Source organism: Corynebacterium sp. HMSC074C03 (assembly GCF_001838285.1).
Taxonomy (GTDB): Bacteria; Actinomycetota; Actinomycetes; order Mycobacteriales; family Mycobacteriaceae; genus Corynebacterium; species Corynebacterium amycolatum.
In genome coordinates, this window is the sequence record NZ_KV836254.1 from 260,882 (window position 1) to 273,110 (window position 12,229).

The window sequence follows — 12,229 nt, forward strand, 5'->3', positions numbered from 1 at the left end:
CATACGGCGCCCACCGAGATCTTCAAGCAGCCAGAGCAGCCCCGCACATTCGCCGTGAATCAGTGCGCCATCGTCGGCGGCCTGCCGTAGATCCCGGCGAATGTCATCGCGAACAGACAGCGCATCAGCATGCTCTTCCGGGAATCCACCGGGCACGATGTAGCCTTCGGCTTCCGGCAGTTCGTCAACCAATGGGTCAAAATCCACGACCTCGGCTCCAGCAGCCCGCAATAGCTCACGGTGCTCTGCATAGGTAAACGAGAACGCAGGACCCGCCGCGACCGCCACGCGCACGCGGCGCTGAGTAGCCAGCGGTGCAACGAACTGTGCGGGGTCCCATGGCTCAGCTGGATAGGGCTGCCGGGCAAGCTGGACAATCCGGTCGATGTCGATGTACGTCTCCACCAAGTTGGCCATCGATTCAATGACCGCCTCTAGCTGCTCACCCTGCTCGACTGCAGTGACCAGCCCCAAATGCCTGCTGGGAACCTCAATATCAGTCACTCGCGGAATAGCGCCGAGCACCTCGACACCCATGGCCTCCACAGAACGGGTAATGATGTCCGCATGCCGCGGGCTGCCCACCTGATTAACAATCACGCCACTGACACGGACGTCAGTGCGAAGCGTGGAGAAACCGTGAACAACAGCCGCCGCCGACTGCGACATATGCCGGGCATCAATAACCAGCACCACCGGCAGTCCCAGCAGCGAGGCAATCTCGGCCGTCGACCCCTCCACCGATAGCGGGTCGTCACCAATGCGGCCGTCGAAAAGCCCCATAACACCTTCGACCACCGCAATCTCGCTGTCGGCAGCTCCGTGTGCGTAGAGCGGCCCGATCATCTCAGGCGAGCACATAAAGGAATCCAGATTGCGCCCGGGACGACCAGCGGCTACCCCGTGATAGCCAGGATCAATATAGTCGGGTCCGACTTTGAAAGGTGCCACCGCGTGACGACGCGACAGTGCACGCATCAGACCCGTGGAGATTGTCGTCTTTCCCGTGCCTGAAGCTGTCGCCGCGATGACAATTCCAGGTGCTACCACTCGATGCCCTTTTGTCCCTTACGTCCGACATCCATCGGGTGCTTAATCTTGGTCATCTCAGTCACCAGATCCGCGACCTCCACGAGCTTCGGATCCGCATCACGGCCAGTCATCACCACATGCTGGTGGCCAGGACGGTTCTTCAATGTTTCCACCACATCGTCGACATCAATCCAACCCCACTTGATTGGGTAGGTGAACTCGTCGAGAACGTAGAAGTCGTGCACCTCATTTTCGAGGCGCCGCTTGATCTCCTGCCATCCCTCTGCAGCAGCTGCGGCGTGGTCCTCCTCGGTGCCCTGCTTGCGCGACCAAGACCAGCCTTCGCCCATCTTGTGCCATTCGACCGGGCCGCCCTCTCCCGTTTCGTCGTGAAGCGTGCCCAACCGACGCATGACAGCTTCCTCGCCAACCTTCCACTTTGCCGACTTCACAAACTGGAAGACACCAATGTTCATACCCTGATTCCACGCGCGCATCGCCATCCCGAATGCCGCCGTGGACTTACCCTTACCTGGGCCGGTATGCACGGCAGTAATCGGAATCATGCGACGCTGCCTGGTGGTCAGCCCGTCGTTGGGAATTGATTTGGGGTCAAGCTTTCCTTGTGCCATGGTCTCGATGATAGGCATGGACTACGCCCGCCACCGTCTCGGCGTTGAGCTCGGAAAGGTTTATGCAGGTGGCACCCAATTCCACACTGATTTCCTGTGCCAACCCCAGCCGCACGCGAGAGCGCTCACAGTCGATAACCACCGTCGCCGCCAACGCTTGACGACGGATCTTTGCGGCCACGGCCCTCGCCTGCTGCAGCCCATTTTTACCTGTTGCTCGGCCATCGGAGAGCAACACCATAATTGCGCGGCGCGTGGGCTCCCGGTGCGCTTCCCGCACCACCACTTCGTGTGCCTTCAGCAATCCTTCGGCCAATGGGGTTCGCCCACCAGTACGGACGTCTGCGAGACGACGCACCGCGGTATCAATGGACTTGGTCGGTGGTAAAACCAATTCGGCACTGTTGCCTCGGAAAGTAATGACGGCGACTTTGTCACGGCTTTGGTAGGCATCGCGCAGCAGCGAAGTGACGGCGCCGGTGACAGCTGCCAGGCGGTCGCGCGCGGCCATAGAACCCGAGGTATCCACAACGAAGACGACCAGATTGGACTCAGTTCCCTGTCGGATAGCGCCGTGAACGTCTTCCGGTTCCAGAGGGATCATGGAGTCGCCAATGCGGGCGCCACGATTGGCCGCGGCCAGCACTGTCGCCGGCACGTGGAGACCATGACCGTCACGTTCGGCGCCAATGGTGCTGCCCCGGGGACCAATGGCCTTGGAGCGACGGCCGGAATCTCCTTGGCCGACGCCGTCGACACTGATTTTACGAACGGCGAAAGGGGGCGCCTTCAGCGGCGCGACCTCCCTTCGATCCGGCGGAATTCGACTGTTGTGGCTCCTGAGGTTCGGAGTTGGAGTCGAACTGGGAGACCTGATCAGCCTCGGGCTCTGGATACGATTCCAGATCCGACTCCGGATCCGACTCTGACTGATTCTGGTCATCTCGGAACTGCTCCTCTGCATCCTGCAGAGCATCATCGAGCTGCTCCTGGTCCAATCCTGGTTCATCAAAGGGGTCACGGCGACGACGGTGCGGCAGTGCCATTTCTGCAGCTACCCTGATGTCTTCCGCAGTGATCTCAATTGGCTTACCCGGTTGTGGCTGCGCTGACTCGTCCCCAGCTACTCGCCATGCAGCGTGAGCGCGGGCGGTACGTGCAATGACGATGTCGGCACGCATCCCGTCCACATCAAAAGCAGCGCACACGGTTGCAATTTGACCAAGAATGTTGGGGGTCAATTCGACGTCGTCAAGCAGTGCGCGTGCGCGATCGATGCGAGCGTGCAGCACATCGTCGTCGGCGGCGAAGCGCGTGACGAAGTTCTCCGGGTCGGCGTCAAAGTCGAGTCGACGGGCGACGATCTCCGCGCGGACGGCAGGATCCTTGGAGGCGGTGACGTCGATGGCGAGACCGAAGCGGTCGAGAAGTTGGGGACGCAATTCACCCTCTTCCGGGTTCATCGTGCCGACCAACACGAACCTGGAGGTAGCAGAGTGCGAGATGCCGTCACGTTCAACAACCACACGTCCGGTGGCTGCAGCATCGAGCACGGAGTCAACGAGGTGGTCCGGCAACAGGTTAATCTCGTCGACGTAGAGAATGCCGCCATCAGCAGCGCTGAGTAGCCCCGGATTGAACCGTGCGTGTCCGGTGGTTAGCACAGTCTCCACGTCGATAGAGCCTACGACTCGATCCTCCGTAGCGCCGAGTGGCAGGTTCACCAACGATCCGCTGAGAAATGGCGCCAATGCGCGGACTGTAGTGGTCTTGGCTGTGCCCTTCTCACCGCGGATGACCACGCCGCCAATCTCCGGGGATAGGGCGGTCAGAATCAACGCAAGCTGTAGTCGCTGCTGCCCGACAATCGCAGTAAAGGGAAAAGTGGGCTCTGTCTGTGCAGTGGTAGCTGACGTGATTTTTTCCATAAACACAGTTCTACCCCACTGGGAGCGGATGGCTCACAGCGGGGTAGAAAATGTTGGCTTAATTGAACTCTTTGAAGCTCTTCAGCGGAGTGCTTAGCGCTCCAACTTCAGGGTCTTCTGGGAAGCCTCCCAGACCTCCTTGAACAGAGCCGGGTCATCAGCCAGGTGCGTGCCGTAGGACGGGACGAGCTCCTTCAGCTTCGGAGCCCACTTGCCCATGTGGCGGCCGAAGCAGCGCTCAATCAGGCTGATCATCACGGCCGGAGCGATGGAAGCACCCGGGGAGGCACCCATCAGGCCGGCAATGGTGCCGTCCCACGAGTTGATGACCGCGGTACCGAACTCGAGGGTACCGAAGACCGGGGCCTTCATCGGCTTAATGACCTGGACTCGCTGACCAGCGACAATCAGCTCCCAGTCCTCCGGGCGAGCGTTCGGGACGTACTCACGCAGGGACTCAATACGTGCGTCGAAATCCTTCAGAACCTCAGTAATCAGGTACTTGGTCAGCCCCATCTCCTGGACACCAACACCCATCATGGACGGCAGGTTGGCCGGACGCAGAGACTTAATCAGGTCCAGGTTGTTACCGTTCTTCAGGAACTTCATGTTCCAACCGGCGTACGGACCAAAGAGCAGGCCACGCTTGCCGTCGATAACACGGGTGTCCAGGTGCGGAACCGACATCGGCGGCGTGCCGACGGAAGCCTTACCGTAAACCTTGGCGTCATGCTGAGCAATAACTTCCTCGTTGGTGCAGCGCAGCCACTGTCCGGAGACCGGGAAGCCACCGAAACCACGAATCTCGTTAATACGAGCCTTCTGCAGCAGCGGCAGCGCGTCACCGCCGGCACCGACGAAGACGAAGTTAGCAACCAAGGTGCGAACGTCCTTGGTGTGCAGGTTCTTCACGGTGACAATCCACTTGGAACCGTCGCGCTTCAGACCGGTGACCTCGTGGCCGTAGCGAATCTCAGTACCCATATCGGACAGTGCGGCCAGGTACTGCTTGGTCAGTGCACCGAAGTTAACGTCCGTACCATTCGGGTTACGAATAGCGGAGACCGGCTTGGAGAAGTCACGCCCCTCCGACATCAGCGGAAGGTATTCTGCGAAACGATCCGGATCCTCGATGAGCTCCTGACCGTGGAACAGCGGCTCCTTCTCAAGTGCCTCGTAGCGACGACGCATGAACGCCATCTGCTCCGGCCCCTGAGCGAAGGTGGTGTGATCAACCGGGTTGATGAACTCCTTCGGGTCAGTCAGGGTGCCGTTTTCAATCAGCGAGGTCCACAGCTGGCGGGAAACCTGGAACTGCTCATTAATGGTCTTAGCCTTGGTGACGTCGACCTTGCCGTTCTTCTCCGGCGTGTAGTTCAGCTCGCACAGAGCAGAGTGGCCCGTACCGGCGTTGTTCCACGGGGAGGAAGACTCCTTGGCGGGCTGATCGAGACGCTCGAACAGAACCTGTGACCAGGATGGCTCGAGCTCCTTGAGCAGCACACCCAGCGTCGCACTCATTACACCTGCACCGATGAGGACGACATCTACCTCGTCGCCACTGGAGGCAGGAAGCTTGTTATCAGCCATTTTGCTGTCAACATCCTTACTAACTTGATTAGTGATTCAAACTAGCGCTCGCTCACATGCGCGCACACACAACTAAAGACGCAAAAGAGAGCTACCGTCTCAGTCCATAATCTATTGTGTCACACATTCACACTACCCCCGGTAATCGGCGCTAGGCTTGACCCTGTGACTACCGATATTCCCGATTTCACTACCCCCGCCTTTAACCCCGATAACCTAGGCGAGGGCTACAGCCAACATGTCATCGAACTCGGCCAGGACCCCGACGGCGAGGGATCCGTACGCGCGGTTTTGGTTCGCTACTGCCCCGACTCGTCGGCAAGCGACTTCCAAACACGTCCGGCGGTTCTATGGATTCATGGGATGTCGGATTATTTCTTCCAGAGGCACGTGGCGGAACGGTACTATGCCGAAGGCTACGCCTTTTACGCCATTGACCTGCGCAAGTGCGGGCGCGCTCACCAACCGGGGCAGACTTGGCATGGCTGCAGCGATTTAACGAATTACTTCGAAGATCTCAACGGCGCACTCGCGGTGTTAGACCACGCCGGTCATACAACTGTCACTGTTAATGCGCACTCCACCGGCGGTCTCATTGCCGTTCTCTGGCTCGATTGGCTACGAAGCACAGGCGGCCATTGCCCGCAAGCGCCCAATATTTCCGTCACGGCTGCCGTCTTGAACTCACCGTGGCTGACTCTGCACGTTTCCCGCGCAAAGGCTCCCGTGTACTCGCTAGTAGCTCGCGTTATGTCGCGTATTCGCCCCAACAATCTTATTCCGGTGCAGTCTGCGGGCGGCTATGGCAAATCCATTAGCGCCGATCACCAGGGACGCTGGGAGTACAACCGTACTTTCAAGCCGCTGGCTGGCCATGACAAGAACTGGCGTTGGCTGAATGCCATCATCGTCGGCCAACAACGTGTCAGCCGCGGTATCGACACCGGCGTGCCGACGCTCGTCCTCCACTCGGACAACTACCTTCTCGGTTCCGACTACACTCCGGAGCTCAGTCGCGTTGACTCTGTTCTCAACACTGAACAAATTGCCGATGCCACTGCCCACCTGAGCCCGCAGGCTCGCAACGTCGCGATTCCGGGTGCCCTCCACGACGTGTATCTCTCGGAACCCGAAGCACTAGATCGCGCTTTTAATGAGACCTTCCAGTTCCTTACCACGGTCAATCCGGGAGGCAGCTGAAAATAGGAGCTCGGAATAAATCAGCATTCAGTACGGTTGAACCAAACTAGTTTGACCAGAATGCTAGGAGTGCTTGTGACCACTGAGAATTCGCCTGAGACTACCCCACGCCACTACGACGTCATCATTATCGGAACAGGGTCCGGCAATTCCATTCCAGCCCCGGACTACGACAATGTCCGTATCGCTCTGGTGGAGGAAGGACGTTTCGGCGGTACTTGCCTCAACGTTGGGTGTATTCCCACCAAGATGTTCGTTCTGGCCGCTGATGCCGCCCGCAACATCCGCGAGGCCAGCCGCCTGGGCGTGCACGGCACCTTCAACTCCGTTGATCTCAAGCAAATCCAGGATCGCGTTTTCGCCCAGCGAGTCGACCAGATTGCCGACGGCGGCGAGGCATACCGCCGCGGGGACGAGACTCCCAATATCGATGTCTACGACCGCCACGCAACGTTCGTCGGCCCGCGCACTATTCGCACTGGCATCGGCGAGGAAACCGTCGACATCACAGCCGACAACATCATCATCGCTGCAGGCTCCCGCCCGCATGTCCCGGGCCTTATCGCACAGTCCGGGGTGGATTACTACACCAACGAGAACATCATGCGCGTCGACAAGCTTCCGCGCGAAATGATTGTCGTCGGCGGCGGCTACATCGCTAGCGAGTTCGCGCACGTCTTCGCCTCCTTCGGTACGAAGGTGCACATGCTGGTGCGCTCCGATGTCATGCTGCGTGGCTCAGATGCCGCTATCTCCGAGCGTTTCCACGAGGTTGCCGCCCGCGACATTGACATCCGTATGAACACCTCCATCACTGAACTCTCCCAGGAGGGTCAGATCGTCACGGCCACGCTTGACGACGGCACGGAGCTCGCAGCCGATGCCCTGCTGGTGGCAACCGGACGCATCCCCAACGGTGACCGTATGGATCTTGCAGCCGGTGGTGTGGAGATGCACGACGATGGTCGCATCAAGGTTGACCAGTACGGTCGCACCTCAGCCGAAGGTGTGTGGGCGCTGGGCGATGTCTCTAGCCCGTACCAGCTGAAGCATATTGCCAACCATGAGGCCAAGGTGGTCTTCCACAACGTGCTGAACCCATCCGACCTGCGTGAATTTGACCACCGCTACATTCCGTCGGCAGTCTTCTCACATCCGCAGATTGGTCAGGTCGGTATGACCGAGGACGAAGCTCGCGCCTGGGCTGCGGAAAATGGCACGGACATTACCGTGAAGGTACAGAATTACGGCGACGTTGCCTACGGCTGGGCACTGGAGAATCGCGACGGCTTTGCCAAACTGATTGCGGACCGCGCCACCGGCCGCCTGCTGGGTGCGCACTTCATCGGCGAGCAGGCTGCCACTCTAGTGCAGCAGTGCATCCAGATGATGAGCTTCGAGATGGATGTGCGCGAAGTTGTCACAGGCCAGCACTGGATTCACCCAGCGCTGCCCGAGCTGATTGAAAACGCGATTCTGGGCCTGGAGTTCGATAATTAGCCCAGCTGCTCAATACCTGTGGCCTGGGCCAATGCCGGCCCAGCCAGGTACTCCTCGACTGCATCGGCCAACATGTCGACCTGCCGCAGCCGTTCTGCGGCAAACGAAGTAGTAGAGCTGACCTCGAAGCCGTCCCGACCGACGGCAACTGCCACTTCCATCAGCAACTCGCGGCGCGCCTGATCATTTTCCAGGTAGCCGTGGCGGTGCGTGCCCATCACCATGCCACGCCGCGCCCCTTCTTCAGGCTCAGTGATAAAAGGATGTTCACTGCTTCGCACAACCTGTCCATTGTGCACTTCGTAGGAGCCATCCGGGTGACTCACCAGTGTCTTCGTCCCCGCGAATTCAATGTCGGTGTCGAACACGCCAAGCCCGTTCACGGTCCCGGCTGCCGACTCCACCGAGTCAGTGATGGTAGTGCAGAGCATTTGGAACCCGCCGCAGATGCCAATCAGCGGTAGCCCCCGGGCGGCTCGGTTCTCTAGCACGTCGTCAAGCCCACGCTCGCGCAACCACTTGAGATCAGCGACCGTCGACTTCGTCCCGGGCAACACGACCAGGTCGGCGCGAGCAACGACCGACGGATCGACCGTCCACTGCACGTGTACCCCTGGTTCACAGGCAAGCGCCTCGATATCGGTGGCGTTGGACACGCGCGGCAAGCGAATGGCGGCCACGGACAACGTTTCCGTGCCCAGCGGTGCGTTCGCCGGCCCTACCGACGCACCAGCGACTGTGCCGAGCGAATCCTCCGCATCGATCCACAGCCCCGGAATAAACGGCACCACGCCGAGTACGGGCACACCGGTGTACTCACGCACTACGTCCAATCCCGGTGTCAACAGCGAAACATCGCCCCGGAACTTGTTGACAATAAAACCGGTAATCCGCGCGCGATCTTCGGCGCTCAGAATTGCATGCGTGCCGACGAAATGTGCAAGCACCCCACCGCGGTCGATGTCACCGGCGACCACAACCGGCAAATCAGCGAGCTCTGCCAACCCCATGTTGGCGATGTCTGACTCTCGCAGATTGACCTCGGCAGGACTGCCAGCACCTTCACACAGGACGACATCGAACTGCCCCCGCAGCTCTTCCAAAGCCTCCGCAACTACTCCGCGCAGCGCTTTTCTCCGCGACCGGTACGTCAGGGCGCTCACATGCCCATCGGCCTTGCCCTTCACCACCACCTGACTGGTGTGGTCCGAGCCCGGCTTGAGAAGCACCGGGTTAAAGGAGACATCCGGCTCCAGCCCACAGGCCAACGCCTGCAGAGCCTGCGCGCGCCCAATCTCGCCGCCGTCGAGCGTGACAGCGCAATTATTGGACATGTTTTGCGCCTTGAAGGGCGCGACGCGCACTCCGCGTCGCGCGAGCAACCGACACATGCCGGCAACCAGAACCGACTTACCGGCATCTGAGGTGCAGCCGGCAATCAGAGCTGCAGGAGCCTGCACTGCTTAGGCCTCGGGCTTCCAACCAGTCTGGAACTGGCCTGGCACGTTCTGCTCATCCGGCAGAGTGAGGATTTCGTAGCCGTCGGAGGTCACCAGCACCGTGTGCTCGAACTGGGCGGTGAACTTGAAGTCATCATTCTGCACAGTCCAGCCGTTATCCCAGATGTGGTACGGCAGCTCACCGAGGTTGATCATCGGCTCGACAGTCAGGGTCATGCCCGGCTCGAAAATGGTGTCCTGGCTCGGCTCATCGTAGTGCAACACAATCAAACCATTATGGAACGTGGTCCCGACACCGTGACCGGTGAAGTCCCGAACAGTGTTGTATCCAAAACGCTTAGCGTAGGACTCAATCACGCGGCCGATGACATTAATCTCACGGCCCGGCTTGATAACCTTAATGCCGCGCATGGTGGCATTGTAAGTGCGCTCCACCAGCTGGCTGTGCTCCTCCGAGACATTGCCCGCGAGGAAAGTCGCGTTGGTGTCGCCGTGGACGCCGTTCTTGTATCCGGTGACGTCGACATTGACGATATCGCCGTCTTCAATAACCTGAGTATCCGGAATACCGTGGCAGACAATCTCATTGAGAGACACGCAGCACGACTTCTCAAAACCGCGGTACCCCAACGTGGACGGGTAGGTGTCGTGATCCAACAGGTACTCGTGCACCACCCGGTCAATCTCATCCGTGGTCACGCCCGGAGCTACGGCCTTGCCGGCCTCCACCAACGCGTTGGCAGCAATGCGAGAGACCTCTCGCATATTTTCAATATCTTCCGGAGTCTGTACCAGCGGCTCGCCGACGCCTTCCTGAACCTCGTCCTTCCAGGCGTACTCCGGCCGTTCAATATGTGCCGGAACGGTGCGAATTGGAGTGGACTTTTGCTGAGTAAGTGGAGAACGCTGAATCATGGAACATACTCTACCCCTACCCCCGAATTAGCCTTTCGGCCTGTGCCGGTTTCAAAGCCAGAAATGCTCTAGCCCTCGTCCCCCGAACCTTCATCGATATTGGCAAAGAAGGCATCGGTAATCGCCACGGCATGCTCCGAACCACCACCGCCAACGATAAGCGTGGCAAAGGCCAAATCATCGCGGTAGCCAGTAAACCAAGCGTGGGAGCCGCCAGCGTACTCGGCCTCACCGGTCTTTGCATAAACTTCACCTCGACCGGCAATGGCCGAACCAGTACCAGAGGTCACCACCGCCCGCATGAGTGTGCGAACCTCATTCAAAACCTCAGGCGGCAGTGGCTTTGATACCTGCGACTGCCAGGTTCCCGCGCTTGGCACGAGTGACGGTGTCGGAGTGCGTCCGGCCGCCACCGTCGCGGAAACCAGGGCCATGCCAAACGGGCTGGCCAAGTCATTGCCCTGCCCATAGCCCGCATCGATACGCTCGACTTCATCACTGCCATCAGACACGCTGCCGGTAATAGTGTCGAGGCCCGCGATGTGATAGTTGATGCCGATGCCGAAGTTCTTGGACTCCTCCTTGAACTGCCCTGGCTCCAACTTGTGAGAGATGTTGCCAAACGTGGTGTTACAAGACCGCGCGAACGCATCGCTCAGCGAGGTATTCCCGACACCACTTCCGTTGTAGTTGGTGACAATACGCGGCCCAATCTCCATCGAACCTGGGCACGGCACAGTCGATCCCGCATTTAGCCCCTCGTGCTGCACACCTGCGGCGGCAGTGACAATCTTGTACGTCGATCCCGGCGGGAACTGTCCCATCAGCGCAAGGTCGCCGTCCTTATCTGCTTCCGCTGTCTGTGCTACCGCCAGAATCTTGCCCGTAGACGGCTGCACAGCCACCAGCATTGCCTTAGCATCTTGCCGCGTATCGACGGCCTTTTGCGCTGCGTCCTGCACCTTTTTACTAATTGATGCCTGCACCGCCGGCGCTACATCCGGAGACACCTCATAGAGGGTTCCGACGACGGCTCCGCCCTCGTTGGCCGCCACGATATTCCAGCCATCGGCACCGTGATCACCGGTGTCCACTAGTCTTTCCACGCGGCTCATCAAATCGGGCGCGAACCCCGGGTCGGGTCGCACCATAGCGGCTTCATCGTTAACCGAAATTCCATCAATGTCAGCGAGATCATCTTTGACACGCTGTGGCGTGGATGCCGGCAACACGATCAGCGAAAAATTACCCTTTCCGCCGCTCGCCTGCTCCCCCACAGCGCGTGCGTCAAGCTTCGGACCGTCTTCCGGCATTTCATTATTGATGACCGTCGCCGCCCGGTTAATCGACGACTGCACATTCTCCGCCCCATCACGATGGAGAATTACCCGGTGCACAGTCCCTGGCTCGAGCAAGGCCGCACCGTCCGAGCCAACCACAGACGGACGTGGAGCTGCGATAGTGCGCAATTCTGGGTGTTGGTTACGCCCCAGCTGTGGATGCAGGGATGCTGGCGACCAGCGCAATGCCCAATCTCGTTGCCCAGTCTCAGTCTTGGTCAGTGTGAAAGTGGTGTCATATCCCCAGCGTCGCTGATGCGGTAGCTGCCAATTCATGGCGACTTCCGCCGAGGACTGGTTCGAGCTGGAATCGATACCCGCAATCTCATACTCAAGCCCCTCCGGCTGGAGTCCGGCAGTGGCCGCCTTCAGATCTCCTTCAGCGGAGTCCGGGTGATCAGTCAGTGCCGCCGCCTTAGCAACGTCCCCTCCCGCCAGCGCCCCCAGGAATTCCTCTAGCACCTCGCGCCCGGTGTCAGGCCGCGGCGTACACGCGGCGGATGACAACACCAGACCCGTGATTGCCACAGCCGAGATACTGCGAAGCAGGGGCTTGCGGCGCGAAGTTTGTTCCATGTGGGCTGACGTTAGCACCGCTTTGCTTTACGACGACGCTGGCACGCCGCAACCTG

General features: G+C 59.6%; 10 protein-coding genes. 2 read left to right on the forward strand and 8 right to left on the reverse strand.

All coding sequences use genetic code 11. The features are described from left to right. The 5 genes from HMPREF2847_RS10260 to mqo form a co-directional block, all read right to left on the reverse strand. Positions 1-1,050, reverse strand: a 1,050-nt coding sequence (locus tag HMPREF2847_RS10260; protein ID WP_070852335.1) for a cobyrinic acid a,c-diamide synthase CobB, incomplete at its 3' end; no start/stop codon positions are given. Beyond that, the gene (cobO, locus tag HMPREF2847_RS10265; protein ID WP_070852403.1) at positions 1,044-1,664 is read right to left on the reverse strand and encodes a cob(I)yrinic acid a,c-diamide adenosyltransferase; all 621 of its coding nucleotides are present in this window, start codon (positions 1,662-1,664) and stop codon (positions 1,044-1,046) included. The genes cobO and HMPREF2847_RS10260, both read right to left, overlap by 7 nt. Beyond that, positions 1,645-2,322 carry a vWA domain-containing protein gene (locus HMPREF2847_RS10270; RefSeq protein WP_246822006.1) on the reverse strand — a complete coding sequence of 226 codons (678 nt, stop codon included), beginning with the start codon at positions 2,320-2,322 and terminating at the stop codon, positions 1,645-1,647. Before HMPREF2847_RS10270 ends, cobO begins: the two co-directional genes overlap by 20 nt. Positions 2,323-2,428: 106 nt before the next feature. Beyond that, positions 2,429-3,592, reverse strand: coding sequence for a magnesium chelatase ATPase subunit I (locus tag HMPREF2847_RS10275; protein ID WP_070852336.1), 1,164 nt, complete (start codon positions 3,590-3,592; stop codon positions 2,429-2,431). A gap of 93 nt (positions 3,593-3,685) precedes the next feature. Then, on the reverse strand, positions 3,686-5,182 hold the full coding sequence (gene mqo, locus HMPREF2847_RS10280; protein WP_038628692.1) for a malate dehydrogenase (quinone): 1,497 nt from the start codon (positions 5,180-5,182) through the stop codon (positions 3,686-3,688). Positions 5,183-5,347: 165 nt separating this feature from the next. On the opposite strand from mqo, the gene HMPREF2847_RS10285 reads away from it, so the two are divergent. Together HMPREF2847_RS10285 and mtr are read left to right on the forward strand one after the other, a co-directional pair. Further along, the gene (locus tag HMPREF2847_RS10285; RefSeq protein ID WP_070852337.1) at positions 5,348-6,382 is read left to right on the forward strand and encodes an alpha/beta hydrolase; all 1,035 of its coding nucleotides are present in this window, start codon (positions 5,348-5,350) and stop codon (positions 6,380-6,382) included. A gap of 60 nt (positions 6,383-6,442) precedes the next feature. Then, positions 6,443-7,882 carry a mycothione reductase gene (mtr, locus tag HMPREF2847_RS10290; RefSeq protein ID WP_070852338.1) on the forward strand — a complete coding sequence of 480 codons (1,440 nt, stop codon included), beginning with the start codon at positions 6,443-6,445 and terminating at the stop codon, positions 7,880-7,882. Here mtr and HMPREF2847_RS10295 read toward each other — a convergent pair. The 3 genes from HMPREF2847_RS10295 to HMPREF2847_RS10305 form a co-directional block, all read right to left on the reverse strand. Next, on the reverse strand, positions 7,879-9,342 hold the full coding sequence (locus HMPREF2847_RS10295; protein ID WP_070852339.1) for a cobyric acid synthase: 1,464 nt from the start codon (positions 9,340-9,342) through the stop codon (positions 7,879-7,881). The two genes, mtr and HMPREF2847_RS10295, sit on opposite strands and share 4 nt — an antisense overlap. A 3-nt stretch (positions 9,343-9,345) precedes the next feature. Then, the gene (gene map, locus HMPREF2847_RS10300; protein ID WP_070852340.1) at positions 9,346-10,257 is read right to left on the reverse strand and encodes a type I methionyl aminopeptidase; all 912 of its coding nucleotides are present in this window, start codon (positions 10,255-10,257) and stop codon (positions 9,346-9,348) included. A gap of 68 nt (positions 10,258-10,325) precedes the next feature. Continuing rightward, complete coding sequence (locus HMPREF2847_RS10305) at positions 10,326-12,173, reverse strand: penicillin-binding transpeptidase domain-containing protein (RefSeq protein ID WP_048735563.1); 1,848 nt, start codon at positions 12,171-12,173, stop codon at positions 10,326-10,328. Positions 12,174-12,229 lie beyond the last annotated feature (56 nt).

Excerpts from the sequence above, each read along its gene's own strand:
- cobO (WP_070852403.1), bottom strand. The coding sequence starts at position 1,664 with ATGGCACAAGGAAAGCTTGACCCCAAATCAATTCCCAACGACGGGCTG.
- HMPREF2847_RS10275 (WP_070852336.1), bottom strand. The coding sequence starts at position 3,592 with ATGGAAAAAATCACGTCAGCTACCACTGCACAGACAGAGCCCACTTTT.
- mqo (WP_038628692.1), bottom strand. The coding sequence starts at position 5,182 with ATGGCTGATAACAAGCTTCCTGCCTCCAGTGGCGACGAGGTAGATGTC.
- mtr (WP_070852338.1), top strand. The coding sequence starts at position 6,443 with ATGCTAGGAGTGCTTGTGACCACTGAGAATTCGCCTGAGACTACCCCA.
- map (WP_070852340.1), bottom strand. The coding sequence starts at position 10,257 with ATGATTCAGCGTTCTCCACTTACTCAGCAAAAGTCCACTCCAATTCGC.
- HMPREF2847_RS10305 (WP_048735563.1), bottom strand. The coding sequence starts at position 12,173 with ATGGAACAAACTTCGCGCCGCAAGCCCCTGCTTCGCAGTATCTCGGCT.